The sequence below is a fragment of the Herbaspirillum chlorophenolicum genome (genome assembly GCF_001189955.1).
GTDB classification, from domain to species: Bacteria; Pseudomonadota; Gammaproteobacteria; order Burkholderiales; family Burkholderiaceae_D; genus Herbaspirillum; species Herbaspirillum chlorophenolicum.
On record NZ_LFLT01000020.1, the window covers coordinates 60,670 to 78,308 of the forward strand.

Annotated in this window: 13 protein-coding genes; 7 read left to right on the plus strand and 6 right to left on the minus strand. The window is 63.4% G+C overall.

The features are described from left to right. Nucleotides 1-29: 29 nt before the first annotated feature. Together ggt and gntR are read right to left on the minus strand one after the other, a co-directional pair. Nucleotides 30-1,790: a gamma-glutamyltransferase gene (gene ggt, locus AKL28_RS13705; protein WP_050468713.1), complete on the minus strand. Its 1,761-nt coding sequence runs from the start codon at nt 1,788-1,790 to the stop codon at nt 30-32. Between the two features lie 323 nt (nt 1,791-2,113). After that, nucleotides 2,114-3,172 carry an HTH-type transcriptional regulator GntR gene (gene gntR / locus AKL28_RS13710; RefSeq protein ID WP_050468740.1) on the minus strand — a complete coding sequence of 353 codons (1,059 nt, stop codon included), beginning with the start codon at nt 3,170-3,172 and terminating at the stop codon, nt 2,114-2,116. Between the two features lie 395 nt (nt 3,173-3,567). Between gntR and AKL28_RS13715 the strand changes: the two genes are divergently transcribed. The 5 genes from AKL28_RS13715 to AKL28_RS13735 all read left to right on the plus strand — a co-directional run bounded on the left by AKL28_RS13715 (nt 3,568) and on the right by AKL28_RS13735 (nt 9,508). Further along, complete coding sequence (locus tag AKL28_RS13715) at nt 3,568-4,920, plus strand: GntP family permease (protein WP_050468714.1); 1,353 nt, start codon at nt 3,568-3,570, stop codon at nt 4,918-4,920. A 51-nt stretch (nt 4,921-4,971) separates the two neighbouring features. Further along, nucleotides 4,972-6,525 carry a gluconokinase gene (gene gntK / locus AKL28_RS13720; RefSeq protein ID WP_050468715.1) on the plus strand — a complete coding sequence of 518 codons (1,554 nt, stop codon included), beginning with the start codon at nt 4,972-4,974 and terminating at the stop codon, nt 6,523-6,525. A 25-nt stretch (nt 6,526-6,550) separates the two neighbouring features. Next, the gene (locus tag AKL28_RS13725) at nt 6,551-7,345 is read left to right on the plus strand and encodes a glucose 1-dehydrogenase (RefSeq protein WP_050468716.1); all 795 of its coding nucleotides are present in this window, start codon (nt 6,551-6,553) and stop codon (nt 7,343-7,345) included. A gap of 33 nt (nt 7,346-7,378) precedes the next feature. Further along, nucleotides 7,379-8,416 (plus strand): L-idonate 5-dehydrogenase, encoded by a 1,038-nt coding sequence (locus AKL28_RS13730; RefSeq protein WP_050468717.1) that lies wholly within the window; start codon nt 7,379-7,381, stop codon nt 8,414-8,416. A gap of 306 nt (nt 8,417-8,722) precedes the next feature. Next, nucleotides 8,723-9,508, plus strand: coding sequence for a hypothetical protein (locus AKL28_RS13735; RefSeq protein ID WP_050468718.1), 786 nt, complete (start codon nt 8,723-8,725; stop codon nt 9,506-9,508). 109 nt (nt 9,509-9,617) lie between these two features. Here AKL28_RS13735 and tal read toward each other — a convergent pair whose 3' ends face one another. The 4 genes from tal to pgi form a co-directional block, all read right to left on the minus strand. Then, nucleotides 9,618-10,553: a transaldolase gene (gene tal / locus AKL28_RS13740; RefSeq protein WP_050468719.1), complete on the minus strand. Its 936-nt coding sequence runs from the start codon at nt 10,551-10,553 to the stop codon at nt 9,618-9,620. A gap of 117 nt (nt 10,554-10,670) precedes the next feature. Continuing rightward, nucleotides 10,671-11,525 (minus strand): SIS domain-containing protein, encoded by an 855-nt coding sequence (locus AKL28_RS13745; protein WP_050468741.1) that lies wholly within the window; start codon nt 11,523-11,525, stop codon nt 10,671-10,673. 36 nt (nt 11,526-11,561) lie between these two features. After that, entirely contained in the window at nt 11,562-13,028 is a 1,467-nt protein-coding gene (gene zwf, locus AKL28_RS13750) for a glucose-6-phosphate dehydrogenase (protein WP_050468720.1), read from the minus strand. 66 nt (nt 13,029-13,094) lie between these two features. Beyond that, nucleotides 13,095-14,750, minus strand: a complete 1,656-nt coding sequence (pgi, locus tag AKL28_RS13755; RefSeq protein ID WP_050468721.1) for a glucose-6-phosphate isomerase — start codon at nt 14,748-14,750, stop codon at nt 13,095-13,097. Between the two features lie 316 nt (nt 14,751-15,066). Between pgi and edd the strand changes: the two genes are divergently transcribed. Continuing rightward, nucleotides 15,067-16,938, plus strand: a complete 1,872-nt coding sequence (gene edd / locus AKL28_RS13760) for a phosphogluconate dehydratase (RefSeq protein ID WP_050468722.1) — start codon at nt 15,067-15,069, stop codon at nt 16,936-16,938. After that, a complete protein-coding gene (locus AKL28_RS13765; protein WP_050468723.1) occupies nt 16,935-17,564 on the plus strand; it encodes a bifunctional 4-hydroxy-2-oxoglutarate aldolase/2-dehydro-3-deoxy-phosphogluconate aldolase in 630 nt (209 codons plus the stop codon). Before edd ends, AKL28_RS13765 begins: the two co-directional genes overlap by 4 nt. Nucleotides 17,565-17,639 lie beyond the last annotated feature (75 nt).

Genomic DNA, 17,639 nt, shown 5'->3' on the forward strand with positions numbered 1-17,639 from the left:
CGCCCGCAGGTCCGTATCAGGCTTGCGGATCAGAACCCGAAGGTACGCCCATCCGGATTGCGCGGATCGGAGAAACCATAGAAGCCGTCCGGCTTGATCTGGATGGTCTGGGTGCGGCCCATCGATGGCTGGACGCTGATTTTCTGGCCCTTGTCCTGCAGGATCTTCAGGGTATCGGCAGACAAGCCCTTTTCCACGCGCAACTGGTCCGGCGCCCACTGGTGGTGGATGCGCGGCGTGATGGTGGCTTCGGCCACGTTCATGTCGTAGTCGATCACGTTGAGGATGGTCTGCAGCGTGGTGGTGATGATGCGGCTGCCGCCCGGGCTGCCGGTGACCAGGAAGGGCTTGCCGTCCTTGAGCACGAAAGTGGGCGACATCGACGACAGCGGACGCTTGTACGGGCCGACCGCGTTGGCATCGCCGCCGACCAGGCCGAAGGCGTTGGGTACGCCGGGCTTGGCGGAGAAGTCATCCATCTCGTTGTTCAAGGTGATGCCGGTGCCGGTCGCCACGATGCCGCTGCCGAAGTTCAGGTTCAGCGTGTAGGTGGTCGCCACCAGGTTGCCTTCCTTGTCGGCTACCGAGAAATGCGTGGTCTGGTCGCTTTCATACGGCTGCGGCTGGCCCGGCTTGATCTCGGACGACGGGGTGGCGCGGTCCGGGTTGATCTTCTTGGCCAACTCATCCGCGTAGGCGCGCGAGGTCAGGCCCTTGACCGGCACCTTGGTGAAGTCCGGATCGCCCAGGTATTCGGAACGGTCGGCGTAGGCCAGCTTCATGGCCTCGGCCATCAGGTGGATGGACTGCGCGCTGTCGGCGCCGTATTCCTTGAGCGGATAGCGTTCCAGGATATTCATCATCTGGATGATGTGCACCCCGCCCGAGCTCGGCGGCGGCATCGACATCACCTGGTAGCCGCGGTAATTGCCGGTGACCGGCACACGTTCCACCACCTTGTAGTTCTTCAGGTCGTCGGCGGAAATCAGGCCGCCGTGCTTGTCCATCTCGGCCACGATCTTTTTGGCAATGGCGCCTTCATAGAAGGCCGATGGCCCTTGCTTGGCGATCAGCCGCATCGACTTGGCCAGGTCCTTCTGCACCAGCTTCTCGCCGGCCTGCAGCGGACGGCCGTCCTTGAAGAAGATGGCCTTGCTCGACTCCCACTGGCCCAGATGCTCGCGCTCGGCGGCCAGGATCAAGGCCAGGCTCGGGCTGACCGGATAACCCTTTTCAGCCAGCTCGATGGCCGGCTGCATCACCTGCGACAGCTTCATGGTGCCGTACTTGGACAGCGCATGGGTCAGGCCCGCGACCGTGCCGGGCACGCCAACAGCCAGGTGGGTATACAGCGAACGGCCGGGCACCACGTTGCCCTTGTCGTCGAGGTACATGTTGCGGGTGGCGCGTTGCGGCGCCATTTCGCGGAAGTCCAGCGCCACGTTTTTGCCGGTCTTGGCATCGTGGATCATCATGAAACCGCCGCCGCCGATGTTGCCCGCATTAGGCAGCACCACTGCCAGCGCAAAGCCGACCGCCACGCCGGCGTCGACTGCGTTGCCGCCCTTCTTCAGGATATCCACGCCGACCTTGGTGGCCAGTCCCTGCTCGGTGGCGACCATGCCGTTCTTGGCCTCGACCGGGCTGATGATGTCGTAGGTGAGGTCGTATTTGATGACTGGCGCCGAGGGCGGGGGCGTCTGCGCGGAAGCCGGCATGAACGCCAGCGAGGTACAGAGGGGCAGCAAAGCCAATGCGGCTGGCTTGCAAAGTCCGGTGAACTTTTGCATGTGGATCTCCTGATATCTGGACTTGTCGAGAGGGTTATTGTTTTAGAACATTCTTGTGTTCTGTGTACCGCCATCGATGGCAGCAGTCTGGCAGACGGCGGCACCCAATGATTGTAGAGGCTGCCTTGGGCCTGTCTATAGGATTTCTCTGACAAGCGCTGGATTATTGATGCCGCTTTCATCCACGCATGTGCCGTATCCGCCTGTCGTCCACTGTCGAGCATGGCGGGCGCAGAATAGCATTTCCGCCATGGCGAGGGCAGGGCCAATCGGGATGGATTTGATGGGGCCAGCGTGCTGTTGCGATGCAAAAACAGGCGTGCTCAGGTACTCTCGCGGACCGCCAGTTCGAAGCCGAGGTCGAGCCGTCCTTTGGGGATGTCTTCGCCTTTGAGTTGGCGGATCAGCATTTCGGCCGACTTGTAGCCGATGTCGTAGCGCGGCGTGATGACGGTGGTGATGGAGGGGGTGGCGCAGGCCGCCCAGGAGAGGTCGTTGAAACCGGCGATGGCCAACTGTCCGGGCACCGCAATGCCCTGGCGCTGGCATTCGAACAATGCCCCCAGGGCCAGGTCGTCGTTGCAGCAGAACACGGCGTCGCAATCGGGACGCACCTCCAGGACCCGGCGCAAAAGCTGCGCACCCATGTCCACCGTGGTCGGCAGCGGCAGCAGCACTTCCACGGCGGGATCGATGCCGGCTTCCTGCAAGCCTTTGCGGAAGCCTTCGCGGCGCTTCATCATGCGCGGGTCGAGTTGGGCCGCAATGAAGGCAGGGCGCTGGTAGCCGCGTTCGGCCAGGTGGCGGGCCACTGCATAACCGGCCTTGGTCTGCGAGAAGCCGACCGAGTATTCGTCGTTGCTGCGCCCCAGGTCGAACATGCGCACGGCGGGAATGGCGCGGCTGGCCGGGCGGCTTTGCAGGATCTCGTGCTGTTCGCTGCTGGAGAGCAGGAAGCCGGCCGGCGCATGCGCCAGGTAGGTCGAGATCAGTTGCGCTTCCTTGTCGCGCGCATAGCCGGTTTCGCCGATCAGGAACTGATAGCCGGCTTCGGCCAGGTAGTCGCGGATGCCGGAGAGCGTTTCGATGAAGACGGCATTGGTCAGCGACGGCACCAGCACCCCGATGACCTGCGAGCGCGCCGAGGCCAGCGTGGCGGCGGCCTGGTTGGGCACATAGCCCAGCTTCTCGATGGCGGCAAAGATGCGCTCGCGCGACTGTTCCTGCACCAGCTCCGGCATCTTCAAGGCGCGCGACACCGTCATCGAACTGACGCCGGCCTCGGCCGCGACATCGGTGATGGTCACGCGGCCGGTGGCCCGGCTGCCTTTCGGAAGGGGGAGAGGAACGGATTTGCTGTCTTGTGCTGCGCGCTTGCTCATGGCGGTGGGATCGTCGATGTGGCCGACATCATACCGCGACGGGCCCCCGGGCGGCGATCGGGAATCCTTTCCCGCAGCCAATTTTCATGCTGTGCCGAAGATGCCGTTGTGCCGCAGCGCAGCACAACAAGTGTTTGACCAGCTTGAAATGTTAGCGTTATCATCGCGCCCCATGTTAACGCTAACATTTCGACCGCCGGGAACACGGCGGCGAAGTTGGTGCTGGCTACTACACTCAGGAAGATTCAACAAAACACTACGAAGATAGTGCAGACGAACGCGCCACCTCTTAGGCTGGTCGCCGGAGACGCTCGCCCGCAAGCCGTAACGGCAATGGGCGCCCTCCGGCGGCCGGCCTGGCCGCGCGCCGTCGGCTATCGGCATACGGAGATCCCATGCTGGGCATGAGCCACGAAGCAACATTGCTGTTCAATGCATTCATCGCGATCCTCGCGCTGGTCTTGATGATCACGCGCCTGCGCATCCACCCCTTCATCGCGCTGACCATCACGTCCGGTTTCCTCGGCTTGATTTCGGGCATGCCGCTGCCCAAGATCGTCAAATCCTTCCAGGACGGCTTCGGCGGCGTGCTGGGCTTCGTCGGTATCGTGCTGGGCCTGGGCACCATGCTGGGCAAGCTGATGGCCGAATCCGGCGGCGCCGACCAGATCTCGCAGACGCTGGTGCGCGCCTTCGGCCGCGAGCGCGTGCACTGGGCCATGATGATGGGCGCTTTCCTGGTCGGCATCCCGCTGTTCTTTGAAATCGGCTTCGTCTTGCTGATCCCGCTGGTGTTCATCGTCGCGCGCCGCTCGGGCGTGCCGCTGTTCAAGATCGGCATGCCCATGCTGGCCAGCCTGTCGGTGATGCACGGCCTGGTGCCGCCGCATCCGGGGCCGCTCTTGGCCATCGGCATCTTCGGCGCCGACATCGGCAAGACCATCTTCTACGGCCTGATCGTCGGCCTGCCCACCGTCATCATCGCCGGTCCGATGTTCGGCTCCTTCATTTCGAAGTACGTCGACATCAAGCCCTCCGACGAACTGGTGGCACAGCTGGCGCGCGAGCCGGAGACCAAGAACCTGCCGGGCTTCACCGTCACCCTGGTCACGGTGCTGTCGCCGGTGTTCCTGATGCTGCTGAAGACCTTTGTCGACGTCACCCTGCCGGACGGCCATGCGATGCGCGACCTGATGGACTTCATCGGCAACCCCATCGTGGCCCTGCTGGCGGCGCTGCTGCTGGCGATGTGGACCTTCGGCGTGGCCCGCGGCTTCACCCGCCAGCAAGTCCTGAAATTCGTCGACCAGAGCCTGGCGCCGACCGCGGCCATCGTGCTGATCATCGGCGCCGGCGGCGGCTTCAAGCAGATGCTGGTGAACTCCGGTGTGGGCACCGCCATCGGCCAGCTGGCCGTACATGCGCAGATCTCGCCGCTGCTGCTGGCCTGGTTCGTGGCCGGCGTGATCCGCGTGGCGACCGGTTCGGCGACTGTCGCCACCATCACCGGCGCCGGCATCGTCGCCCCGCTGGTGGCACTGATCCCCGGCACCAACAAGGAACTGCTGGTGCTGGCCACCGGCGCCGGCTCGCTGATCCTGTCGCACGTCAACGATGCGGGCTTCTGGCTGGTCAAGGAATACTTCAATATGAGCGTGGGGGAAACCTTCAAGACCTGGACGCTGATGGAAACCCTGATTTCGGTTGTTGCTATTATCTTCATCATGCTGCTCAACCTGGTCGTGTAAACGCACTACCCGCCCGGCTCGCGCCGGGCGTTTTGCCATAAAGGAAATGCCATGTCTACTACTCCCCGCTACATGCTCGGCGTCGATCTCGGCACCACCAGCACCAAGACCGTCGTGTTCACCCTCGACGGCAAGGTGGTTGCCCAGCATGCGGAGGAGTACCCGGTGTTGTGTACCGAGCCGGGCATGGCCGAGCAGGACCCGCAACAGATCTATGAAGCCGCGCTGGGCTCGATCGCCGGCGCGGTGAAGGCTGCCAAGGCGGCGCCGGAAGACATCGCGCTGCTGTCCTTCAGCGCCGCCATGCACAGCGTGATTGCGCTGGATGCCGACAACGGGCTGCTGTCCAACAGCATCACCTGGGGCGATATCCGCGCCTCGGTCTGGGCCGAGCGGATCAAGAAGGAATTCGACGGCAACGCCATCTACCGCCGCACCGGCACGCCTATCCATCCGATGTCGCCGCTGTGCAAGCTGATGTGGATGCGCCACGAAAAGTCCGAGGTGTTCAGCAAGGCCACGCGTTTCGTCGGCATCAAGGAATACCTGATGTTCCGCCTGTTCGGCGAGTGGGTGGTGGACCATTCGATCGCCTCGGCCACCGGCATGTTCAACCTGCGCGAGCTGGATTGGGACAAGGAAGCGCTGGCGCTGCTGAAGGTCGACGCTGCCCAGTTGCCCAAGCCGGTTCCTACCACCTACCGCCTGCCGGCGCTGAAGCCGGAGATGGCGCAGCGCCTGGGTTTGTCGACTTCCACGCCTTTCATCATCGGCGCCAATGACGGCGTATTGTCCAATCTCGGTGTGAACGCCATCGAGACCGGCCACGTGGCAGTTACCATCGGTACCTCCGGCGCCATGCGCACCGTGATCGGCCAGCCGCTGACAGACCCGCACGGCCGCCTGTTCTGCTACGCACTGACCGAGAAGCACTGGGTGGTCGGCGGCCCGGTCAACAACGGCGGCAACATCTTCCGCTGGGTGCGCGACGAGCTGGCCACGGCCGAAGCGGCTGCCGCGCGCGATGAGGGCGTCGATCCCTACGAGGCATTGACGCGCATCGCCGAGAAGGTCACCCCCGGCGCCGAAGGCCTGCTGTTCCATCCTTTCCTGGCCGGCGAACGCGCGCCGCTGTGGAACGCCGACCTGCGCGGCTCCTTCTTTGGCCTCGGCCTGCACCACGGCAAGCACCACATGATCCGCGCCGCGCTGGAAGGCGTGATCTTCAACCTCTACAGCATCCTGCCGGCGCTGGAGGATTTGGTCGGCCCCACCAAACGCATGATGGCCACCGGCGGCTTCGCCCGTTCGGCGCTGTGGCGCCAGATGATGGCCGATATCTTCAACCGCGAAGTGATGGTGCCCGAGAGCGTGGAGTCCTCCTGCCTGGGCGCGGCCGTGCTGGGGGCGTATGCGTTGGGCCTGGTCGACTCGCTGGAGGCGATCTCGGACATGGTCGGATCGAACCACCATCACACGCCGCAAGCCGAAGCAGTCAAGGTCTACAGCCGACTGCAGCCAATCTTCTCGGCCATTCCCGCCAAGCTGGAAGCCGAGTACCACGCCATCGCCGCTTTCCAGCGCGAGATGGTCAGACCGACATAAAACACCACCGACAACAGGAGACGACATGACAGTGAAGACCACGGCGCTACCCGCAGGCCTGAAAGAATTTTCCCTGGAGGGCAAGCTGGCCCTGATCACCGGATCGTCCGGCGGCATCGGCCTGGCGCTGGCGCGAGGCCTGGCGCAGGCGGGCGCGGCCATCGTGCTCAACGGACGCGATGCGGGCAAGCTCGGCAAGGTCGCGCAGCAACTGCGCGACGAGGGCCACACCATCCATGAATCCAGCTTCGACGCCACCTCGTCAGAAGCGGTCAAGGCAGCCGTGCAGAAGATCGAGTCCGACATCGGCGCCATCGACATCCTGGTCAACAACGCCGGCATTCAGCGCCGCAACCCGCTGGAGGATTTCAAGGAATCCGACTGGCACGACATCATCAACACCAACTTGAACAGCGTGTTCTACGCAGCACAGGCGGTGGCGCGCCACATGATTCCGCGCGGCCGCGGCAAGATCATCAACATCTGTTCGGTGCAGAGCGAGCTGGGCCGCCCCGGCATCGCACCGTACGCCGCCACCAAGGGCGCGGTGAAGATGTTCACCAAGGGCATGGCAATCGACTGGGGCAAGTACGGCATCCAGGTCAACGGCCTCGGCCCCGGCTACTTCAAGACCGAGATGAACATGGCGCTGGTCAACGACCAGAAATTCACCGACTGGCTGGTGGGCCGCACGCCCTCGCGCCGCTGGGGCGACGTCGAGGATCTGGTGGGCGCAGCAGTGTTCCTCGGCAGCGATGCCTCGCGCTTCGTCAACGGCCATATCCTCTATGTGGATGGTGGCGTGACCGCGACACTGTAAATCAACCCTTCAAGTACACATCAGGAGACCACCATGCAACAAGGCATCGTCATCCATGCGCCGCACGACCTGCGCATCCAGGAACTGGAAACCGGCGAACTGCAGCCGCAGCAACTGAAGGTCAAGGTCAAGGCCGGCGGCATTTGCGGCTCCGATTTGCATTACTACCACCACGGCGGCTTCGGTGTGGTGCGCATCAAGGAACCGATGGTGCTGGGCCATGAGGTATCGGGCCAGATCGCCGAGGTCGGCTCGGGCATTTCCGATATCAAGCCGGGCACCCGTATCGCCATCAGCCCAAGCCGTCCCTGCGGCGCCTGCAAGTACTGCCAGGAGGGCAAGCAGAACCACTGCCTGGACATGCGCTTCTACGGCAGCGCCATGCGCATGCCGCACGTCCAGGGTGCGTTCCGTCAGGAGATCGTAATCGAGCGCGCGCAAGCGCATGTGGTGGCGGACCACGTCAGCGATGGCGAAGCGGCCATGGCTGAGCCGCTGTCGGTGGCGCTGCATGCCGTGCGCCGCGCCGGTCCGCTGGTCGGCAAGCGCGTGCTGGTGACCGGTTGCGGCCCGATCGGCGCACTGGTGGTGATCGCCGCCCGCCGCGCCGGCGCGTTGGAAGTGGTGGTCACCGATGTGGCGAAGATGCCGCTGGAGACCGCGGTCAAGGTCGGCGCCGACCGCGCCGTCAACATGGCGGAAACACCCGATGCGCTGAAGGAATACGCAGCCGATAAAGGCACTTTCGACGTCCTGTTCGAAGCCAGCGGCAACGAGCGTGCACTGGTCGGCGCGCTGGAAGCACTGCGCCCGCAGGCCATCATCGTGCAGGTGGGGCTGGGCGGCGATATCAACTTCCCGGCCAACCTGCTGGTGGGCAAGGAGCTGGACTGGCGCGGCGCCTTCCGTTTCCATGAGGAGTTCGCCATGGCGGTGGAGTTGATGAACAAGAAGCTGGTGGACGTGAAGCCGCTGATCTCGGCCACCTATCCGTTTGAAAAATCGGTGGAAGCCTTTGAGATTGCCGGCGACCGGTCGAAGATGATGAAGGTGCAGATCAGTTTCGCCTGAACCTGCAAGGTGCCAGCATCCGAAAGCAGGCCGTGAGGCCTGCTTTTTCTTTTTCGGTCATCGAAAAATCAAGCAAAAAGTTGATTGTTGAAATACTGTCTATAGACAAGACAAGTTCTCATGGCCTAAGATTCGCAGCTTGCAGACAAGGGGGAATCTGTCACTTGTAGTCGCAGCTGGCCATGAAGGTTCGGTTGCGCCTCAACAGGAAAAGATTTCGTCTGCTTCCCCATTTCCTTTTGAATATATTGCTTTCCATATAGGAGGGCGGGGACGGTTTTTTCCATTCATTTGATAAAAAAGAGCATGCAAAAAAATCTCAAGACTCTCTTCCTGGCGTCGCTGGTCGCCCTCAACGGTTGCGCCGGCCAGCAGGCTGCCAACCAATCCGCCGCCTCCGCTGTGGCCACGCCCACGGTTCCATCTTCCGGTGCCGATTCCAAGCCGGAGATTCCGGCCAAGCTGGTGAAGCTGGGAGTGCTGTACACCACGAGTTTTCCCGATGGCAGTCGGTTGAAGGAGACTCCGGAGGAAATTATGATCGTCAATACCGAGGCTACGCAGAAGAACGTGGCTACACAGGCCGCGCTCGGTATCCTGACTTTTGCACTGGCTGGGGGGATCGGTTTCAGCGGTTTCGGCAAGGAAGATCTGAAGGGCCGCAAGATCGATGACGTGAAAGACCGCAACAATGTCCGCAATCCGGTTGCTACCGATTTCGTCGAACAATTGCGCAAGGACGTCAACCTGGCTGTCGACGCCAAGCCCGATCTGTATCCTTCCGGCTTCAAGAATCCGATCAACGTGGCTGGCGGCAATACCCGCCTGATCTATGAGAGCTTGACCGGCGAGGAAGCGCAGCAATACAAGATGAACACCGAACTGGAGATCTACAAACGCAAGGAAGATGCGGGGCTGTTTACGATCAGTCCACTGGTGCGTGTGTCATGCAATCGTGTCTCGGAAAAAGCCCTGCCGCTGGAAGAATGGATGAAGGACGATTACGCCATGGCGCATCAGTGGATGAACGAAACGCTGCGCCAGTGCAGCGAAAAGGTGATCGGTGCCTTGCCGGAGATGCTGGGGAGTTGATCCGGGTTGGCTGTATTCCGCATGGGATGCGCCATCCGGAACATATGTCCGAAAAAGAAAGGCCGCGTCCGAAAGACGCGGCCTTTTGTTTGTCCGAATCGGTAAGCGCTTAGCGCAGGTTATCGACGATCTTGTCCAGCTTGACCGCATCGGCCGCGAACAGGCGGATGCCTTCGGCCAGCTTCTCGGTCGCCATGGCGTCGGCATTGAGCGTCAGGCGGAAGGTCTTCTCGTCCAGTGTCACACGCTCGATGTCGGCGGCCAGGGCTGCATCCTTGCTCAGTTTGCGCTCCACCGGCGCATCGGTGTCAGCCAGCTTTTGCAGCAGTTCCGGGCTGATGGTCAGCAGGTCGCAGCCGGCCAGCTCGACGATCTGCGAGGTGTTGCGGAAGCTCGCGCCCATCACTTCGGTGGCGTAGCCGAACTTGCGGTAGTAGTTGTAGACGGACTTGACCGACTGCACGCCTGGATCGTCCGCGCCGGTGTATTCCTGGCCGGTGGATTTCTTGTACCAGTCGTAGATGCGGCCGACGAACGGCGAGATCAGTTGCACCTTGGCCTCGGCGCAGGCAATTGCCTGCGGCAGCGAGAACAGCAGGGTCAGGTTGCAGCGGATGCCTTCCTTTTCCAGGATCTCGGCGGCGCGGATGCCTTCCCAGGTGGAGGCGATCTTGATCAGCACGCGCTCGCGCTTGATGCCGGCTTCCTCGTACAGGCGGATCAGTTCGCGGCCCTTGGCGACGGTGCCTTCGGTGTCGAACGACAGGCGCGCGTCGGTCTCGGTAGACACGCGGCCCGGGATGAGCTTGAGGATTTCCAGGCCGAAAGCGATCAGCAGGCGATCGATGATCTGCTCGGTGCTCTTGCCGGCGTTGGCCTTGACCACGGATTCCAGCAGCGGCTTGTACTCGTCCTTTTGCACCGCCTTCAGGATCAGCGAGGGGTTGGTGGTGGCGTCCTGCGGCGCGAAGGCCTTCATTGCCTGGAAGTCGCCGGTGTCGGCCACGATGGTGGTGTACTGCTTCAACTGGTCAAGCTGGCTCATGGGAAGTCCTGGTTGCGAAGTTGGAAGGGAAAGCCGGATCGTGCCATTGTACGCAATCGCGGCGGGCTGTCTGTCGGCGGATGCCTGATCTTTGATCCAGACCCGCAGCAGCGCGGATCAGCGGAAGAAGGAATCGAACTGCATGTCGAACTTCTGCAGCGACTTTTGCGCGTTCTGCATCTGCTTGCGGAATTCCGGGCCGCGCCGCAGCGCCAGGCCGACTGCCAGGATGTCGATCACCACCAGGTGCGCCAGGCGCGCCGAGATCGGCGTGTAGGGGTCGATGTTGAAGGACAGGTCGATCGGCACCAGTACCGTGGCCAGTTCGGCCAGCGGCGTGCCGGACGGGCCCAGCACGATGATGTCGGCGCCGCCTTTGCGCGCCAGCTGGATCGAGCGCAGCAGCGCCGCGTTGCCGCCGCGTTGCGAGATGGCAACCACGCAGTCGCCGGCCTTGAGCAGCGAGGCGGCGATGCTGTGAATGTGCGGGTCGGAGTAGGCGACGGTGGGTACGCCCGAGCGGAAGAACTTGTGCTGCGCGTCGTTGGCCACGATACCGGAGGTGCCCTGGCCGTAGAACTCGATCTTGTTGGCGCGCGCCAGCACGTCCAGCGCCAGCTGGATGGCGTCCGGGTTGAGGTGGTTGCGCAGGTCGAGCAGGGTATTGATGGAGCGGCTGCAGATCTTGTTGACCAGGTCGGCCGCAAGGTCGTCCTGGGCCAGCGTCTCATCGGCGCCCGGCAGCGCCAGCGCCAGGCTCTGGGCCAGCTTCAGCTTGAAGTCATGCCAGCCTTCATAGCCGATGGCGCGGCAGAAGCGGATCACAGTCGGCTCCGACACTTCCGCATTCTTGGCCAGCGCGGTCAGGTTTTCCGCCAGCGCCAGCTGCGGATTGGCGAGCACGGTCGCCGCCACCTTCTTCTCCGACTTGGAGAGGGAGTTGATGTGGGTGCGGATGGAGTCGAGCAGCATGGACATGGTGCGGCCTTTTTACGAGCTTCCCGCGTGTCAGACTTCAGGCAGCGCTTCTTCGCGCCACTGCAGTCCGTCGCGGCCGATCAGCGCGCTGGCGGCAGCGGGGCCCCAGGTGCCGGCGTTGTAGGGGATGGGGTCGGACTCCTGCTGCTCCCAATGGTCGAGGATGGGTTCCACCCATTCCCAGGCGGCTTCCAGTTCGTCACTGCGCATGAATAGGGTGAGATGGCCGCGCAGCACGTCCAGCAGCAGGCGCTCGTAGGCATCCATGCGCGGGGTCTTGAACTTCTCGCGGAAGTCCAGCTCCAGCTCGACCGGGCGCAGACGCATGCCGTCGCCGGGCTGCTTGGCCATCAGGTTCATGTGCAGGCCTTCGTCGGGCTGCAGGCGGATCACCAGGCAGTTCGGGGTGTCGTTCTGGTGCGCGAAGATCGAGTGCGGCACGCTCTTGAAGCGCACCACGATTTCGGCCAGCGAGTCGGCCATGCGCTTGCCGGTGCGCAGGTAGAAGGGCACGCCGGCCCAGCGCCAGGTGTCGATCTCGGCCTTGACGGCGACGAAGGTCTCGGTGCGCGATTCGGGGTTGGCGTCGTCTTCCTTGCGGTAGCCCGGCACCGGCACGCCGTTGACGTGGCCGGAGCGGTATTGGCCGCGCACCACGTTCATGGCCAGCGTGGTGGGGGTGAAGCGCTTGAGCGAGCGCAGCACTTTCAGTTTCTCGTCACGCACGGCATCGGCCGAGTTGGACACGGGCGGTTCCATGGCGACGATACACAGCAGTTGCAGCAAGTGGTTCTGCAGCATGTCGCGCAGCGCGCCCGAGGTGTCGTAATAGTCGAATCGGCCGCCCACGCCGAGTTCTTCGGCAATGGTGATCTGTACGTCGGAAATCCATTCGCGGCGCCACAGCGGCTCGAACAGCACGTTGCCGAAACGCAGCGCCAGCAGGTTTTGCACCGCTTCCTTGCCGAGGTAATGGTCGATACGGAAGATCTGCGATTCCTCGAAGTACTGGCCGACCTGCTTGTTGATGTCGCGCGCGCTGGCGAGGTCGCGGCCCAGCGGTTTTTCCAGCACCACGCGCGAGCTTGGGGTCACCAGCCCGGCCTTGGACAGGTTCTCGCAGATCGAGGCGAACAGGCTGGGGGGCGTGGCCAGGTAGAACACGCGCGGCAGGCCCGCGGTATCGCGCAGCGCCTCCTTCAGGTGTTCGAAGCTGGAGCCTTCCTTGGCGTTGACCGAGGCATAGCGCAGCCGCGCGGCGAAGCGGTCCCAGACGGCAGCGTCCAGGTTGCTGGCGGGGATGTGCGGTTTGGAGTCCTTCTCCACGATGTTCAAGAATTCTTCGCGGGTCTTGTCGTCGCGGCCGATGCAGACGATACGCGCTTCGGGCGGCAGGTCGCGGGCGCGGTCGCGCGCGTACAGGGCCGGCAGCAGCTTGCGCATCGAGAGGTCGCCGGTGCCACCGAATAAAACCAGGTCGAAATCGGAAATAGCCATGATGTAGGTTGGGTCGTCTGCGTTGGTTGTCGAGGCCGGCGCGCCTTCAGGGGCGCCAGCGATCCGTCATTGCTGCTGGGCCTGTTTCGCCAGGGCGATCAGGGCATTGGTCGAGGCGTCGTGCAGGGCCGGGTTGGCCTCGGCATGGAGCTCGCCGTGAATGGTCTTGGCCAGCACCTTGCCCAGTTCCACGCCCCACTGGTCGAAGCTGTTGATGCCCCAGATCGCGCCTTGGACAAAGGTCTTGTGCTCATACAGCGCGATCAGCGAGCCCAGCGTGGCCGGCGTCAATTCCGGCAGCAGGATGGTGTTGCTCGGGCGGTTGCCGTCGAAGGTTTTGTGCGGCAAAAGCGCATTCAGTTCCGCATCGTCCAGGCCTTGCTTGCGCAGGTCGGCGCGTACCTCGTCCGCATCCTTGCCGCGCATGAAGGCTTCGGACTGGGCGAAGCAGTTGGCCAGCAGCACCTGGTGGTGCCCGTCGATGCCGTGCGAGGGCTTGAGCACGGCGATGAAGTCGATCGGCGTGATGTCGGTGCCCTGGTGCAGCAGCTGGAAGAAAGCGTGCTGGCCGTTGGTGCCGACATCGCCCCAGATGAACGGACAGGTGGCCACGCCCACGGCGGTACCGTCGCGGGTGATGCGCTTGCCGTTGCTTTCCATCTCCAGTTGCTGGAGGTAGGCCTGGAAATAGCGCAGGCCATGGTGGTAAGGCGCGATCGACAGCGACTCGCTGTTGAAGAAGTTGCGGTTCCAGATGCCGATCAGCGCCTGGATCACCGGCATGTTGGCCTCCAGCGGGGTTTCGCGGAAATGCCGGTCCATCGCGTGGGCCCCGGCCAGGAACTGGGAGAAATGTTCGAAACCGATCATCAGCGCGATCGACAGGCCGATCGCCGACCATACGGAATAACGCCCGCCGACCCAGTCCCAGAAGGGGAACATGTTGTCGGGGTCGATGCCGAAGGCAGACACTTCCCTGGCATTGGTCGATACCGCCACGAAATGGCGCGCCAGGTCGCTCTCGTTGCCGTGGCGCAGGAACCATCGGCGCGCGGACTGCGCGTTCAGCATGGTTTCCTGCGTGGTGAATGTCTTGGAGGCAACGATGAACAGCGTCGTCTCGGGATCGACCCTGGACAGCACCTCGTCGAGGTCATGGCCGTCCACGTTGGAGACGAAGTGCGCCTTCAGGCGCGCATGGCTGAACTGGCGCAGCGCGGTGCAGACCATCTGCGGACCGAGGTAGGAGCCGCCGATGCCGATGTTGACGATGTCGGTGATTTCGCGCCCGGTATGGCCGCGCCACTGCCCGCTGCGCACGCGTTCGGTGAAATCGCGGATATGGCCGAGCACGGCGTGAACATCCGCACTCACTTGCTGTCCATCCACTTGCAGCGGGGTATCGCCGGCCGGCGAGCGCAGTGCGGTGTGCAAGACCGCCCGATGTTCGGTAAAGTTGATTTTCTCGCCGCTGAACATGGCATCGCGCAGGGCTTCCACCTGGCGTTCGCGCGCCAGGTTCAGCAGCAGCGACAGGGTCTCGGACTCGATGCGGTTCTTTGAGTAGTCCAGCAGCAGGCCGGCGGCGCGCACCGACATGCGTTCGAAGCGGTCGGGCTGCTGCGCGAACAGCTCGCGCATGTGCCAGTGGACGGCTTGGCTGGCGTGGTGTTGCTGCAGAGCTTTGAATGCTGCCGTGTCGGTCAGGGCGGTGGTGTGCATGTTGTCAATGTGTGAACGCCGTGTCGCCGAGGGCATTTCCAGCCCCGGCACGGCTTGAGTTCTTGGGCGCGACGTGCAGACTATACATCAAATGCGCCCTCGATGGTAATTTCACTACAGTTTGTGACGGGTGGATGACATTACCGATGAGGGATGGAAAAGAGCTGGATCGCTTGCTCACAGGGCGTTTTGAAGGATAATGAAATTTCGTCGGGAAACTGGTACTGCGACGCACGATGGAAAAGCTAAGTATTTGATTTTATTTGTTGAAAATTGTGTAGTAAAATTACATTGTTAACGCTAACAGGAAACGACAATGCCTCTCAACGCTACCTTAGCCAGCGTCACCCGACGCATCGCCGAACGTAGCCGTCCCTACCGGACCGCTTACCTCGAACGACTGGAAGCAGCCCGCCGCAAGGGCGTGCAGCGCGGCGCGCTGGCATGTACCAACCTGGCCCACGGCTTCGCTGCCTTCCCGGCCAACGACAAACTGAAGCTGAAGGAAGACAAGGCGCCTTCGCTGGCCATCGTCTCCGCCTACAACGACATGCTCTCGGCGCACCAGCCGTTCGAGCGTTTCCCCCAGATCCTCAAGCAGGCCGCGCGTGAAGTGGGCGCGGTGGCGCAGTTCGCCGGCGGCACGCCCGCCATGTGCGACGGCGTCACGCAAGGCCAGACCGGCATGGAAATGTCGCTGTTCTCGCGCGACGCCATCGCCATGGCGGCGGCCATCGCGCTCTCGCACAACATGTTCGACGCCGCGCTGTATCTCGGCGTGTGCGACAAGATCGTGCCGGGCCTGCTGATCGGCGCGCTGCACTTCGGCCACCTGCCGGCGGTGTTCGTGCCGGCCGGCCCGATGACCAGCGGCATGAGCAACAGCGACAAGGTCAAGATCCGCCAGCTCTACACCGCCGGCAAGATCGGCCGCGCCGAATTGCTGGAAGCCGAATCGCAGTCCTACCACGGCGCCGGCACCTGCACCTTCTATGGCACCGCCAACAGCAACCAGATGCTGATGGAAGCGATGGGCCTGCACCTGCCGGGCGCTGCCTTCATCACTCCCAACACGCCGCTGCGCGACGCCCTGACCGCCGAAGCCGCGCGCCAGGCTGCGCGCATCACCGACCAGGGCACGCAATACACGCCGGTGGGCCGCATGATCGACGAGAAGGCCATCGTCAACGCCATCGTTGCGCTGCACGCCACCGGCGGCTCCACCAACCACACGCTGCACCTGGTGGCCATCGCCAAGGCCGCCGGCATCGTGATCGACTGGGACGACTTCTCCAAGCTCTCCGCCGTGGTGCCGCTGATCACCAAGATCTACCCGAACGGAACGGCCGACGTGAACCACTTCCACGCGGCCGGCGGCACCGGTTTCGTGCTGCGCGAGCTGATCGACGCCGGGCTGATGCACGACGACGTCACCACCATCCTCGGTCAGGGCCTGCGCCAGCACTGCAAGGAGCCGATGCTGGCCGGCGACGTGGCCGAAGGCCAGGTCGGCAAGGTGACGTGGCAGGACGTGCCGGCACAGAGCGCCGACGAAGGCGTGCTGGGGACGGTGGCCAAGCCGTTCTCGGCCGATGGCGGCCTCAAGCTGCTGCAGGGCAACCTCGGCCGTGCGGTCATCAAGACCTCGGCGGTCAAGCATGAGCACCGTGCGGTGCAGGCGCCGGCCATCGTGTTCCATTCGCAGGAAGCCTTCATGGCGGCCTTCAAGGCCGGCGAACTGGATAAGGACTTCGTCGCCGTGATCACCTTCCAGGGTCCGCGCGCCAACGGCATGCCGGAACTGCACGCGCTGACCCCGGCACTGGGTATCCTGCAGGACAAGGGCCGCCATGTGGCATTGGTGACCGATGGCCGCATGTCGGGCGCATCGGGTAAAGTACCGGCCGCGATCCACGTCACGCCCGAAGTGCTGGACGGCGGTCCGCTGGGCCGTGTGCGTACCGGCGACATGATCCGCCTGGACGCCGAGGCCGGCATGCTGGAAGCGCTGGTGCCTCAGGACGAATGGGAGCAGCGCGCCAACGACAGCGCCAACCTGTTCGACAACCAGCACGGCATGGGCCGCGAATTGTTTGCCATGTTCCGCAACTCCGTGGGCACCGCGGAAGAGGGCGGCGCTACCTTCGGCTTACCGCCGATTTTTGAGAAAGAGAAAGCAACGGTATGAAGACCACACTGGAAATCATGCGCGCCTCGCCGGTCATCCCGGTGATCGCGATCGACAAGCTCGAACACGCCATTCCGCTGGCCAAGGCACTGGTCGCAGGCGGCATCCGCGTGCTGGAAATCACGCTGCGCACCGAGCACGGCCTGCCGGCCATCCGCGCCATCGCCGAATCGGTGCCTGAGGCCATCGTCGGCGTCGGCACGCTGACTGCGCCCGAAGAGTTCGCCGCCTCGCGCGACGCCGGTGCGGTGTTCGGCGTTTCGCCCGGCCTGACCCCGGCGCTGATCGAAGCCGCCAAGCGCAGCGGCCTGCCGTTGCTGCCCGGCGTGATGACGCCGTCCGAAGTGATGGCTGCGCGCGAAGCGGGCTTCCGCCAGCTGAAGCTGTTCCCGGCGGTGCCGGCCGGCGGCATCGGCATGTTGAACGGCATCGCCGGCCCGTTGGGCGATGTCGCCTTCTGCCCTACCGGCGGCATCACGCAGGAAACCGCGCCGCAGTTTCTGGCCTGCAAGAACGTGGTCTGCGTGGGCGGTTCGTGGCTGACCCCGAAAGCGGCGATCGAAGCCGGCGACTGGGGCAAGATCACCGAATTGGCCCGTGCGGCCAGCGCACTGAAGAAGGCTTAAGCAGTTTCGTTTCTGCGAAAGAAAAACGGGCGGTACCGATTCGGTACCGCCCGTTTTCATTGAAGTCGCGCCAAT

What these genes read in the sequence shown, in the direction of transcription:
- AKL28_RS13715 (WP_050468714.1), top strand. Translation starts at nt 3,568, where the DNA reads ATGCTGGGCATGAGCCACGAAGCAACATTGCTGTTCAATGCATTCATC.
- AKL28_RS13745 (WP_050468741.1), bottom strand. Translation starts at nt 11,525, where the DNA reads ATGCTGCTCGACTCCATCCGCACCCACATCAACTCCCTCTCCAAGTCG.
- ggt (WP_050468713.1), bottom strand. Translation starts at nt 1,790, where the DNA reads ATGCAAAAGTTCACCGGACTTTGCAAGCCAGCCGCATTGGCTTTGCTG.
- AKL28_RS13735 (WP_050468718.1), top strand. Translation starts at nt 8,723, where the DNA reads ATGCAAAAAAATCTCAAGACTCTCTTCCTGGCGTCGCTGGTCGCCCTC.
- AKL28_RS13765 (WP_050468723.1), top strand. Translation starts at nt 16,935, where the DNA reads ATGAAGACCACACTGGAAATCATGCGCGCCTCGCCGGTCATCCCGGTG.
- AKL28_RS13725 (WP_050468716.1), top strand. Translation starts at nt 6,551, where the DNA reads ATGACAGTGAAGACCACGGCGCTACCCGCAGGCCTGAAAGAATTTTCC.
- gntR (WP_050468740.1), bottom strand. Translation starts at nt 3,172, where the DNA reads ATGAGCAAGCGCGCAGCACAAGACAGCAAATCCGTTCCTCTCCCCCTT.
- zwf (WP_050468720.1), bottom strand. Translation starts at nt 13,028, where the DNA reads ATGGCTATTTCCGATTTCGACCTGGTTTTATTCGGTGGCACCGGCGAC.
- tal (WP_050468719.1), bottom strand. Translation starts at nt 10,553, where the DNA reads ATGAGCCAGCTTGACCAGTTGAAGCAGTACACCACCATCGTGGCCGAC.
- gntK (WP_050468715.1), top strand. Translation starts at nt 4,972, where the DNA reads ATGTCTACTACTCCCCGCTACATGCTCGGCGTCGATCTCGGCACCACC.
- pgi (WP_050468721.1), bottom strand. Translation starts at nt 14,750, where the DNA reads ATGCACACCACCGCCCTGACCGACACGGCAGCATTCAAAGCTCTGCAG.
- AKL28_RS13730 (WP_050468717.1), top strand. Translation starts at nt 7,379, where the DNA reads ATGCAACAAGGCATCGTCATCCATGCGCCGCACGACCTGCGCATCCAG.
- edd (WP_050468722.1), top strand. Translation starts at nt 15,067, where the DNA reads ATGCCTCTCAACGCTACCTTAGCCAGCGTCACCCGACGCATCGCCGAA.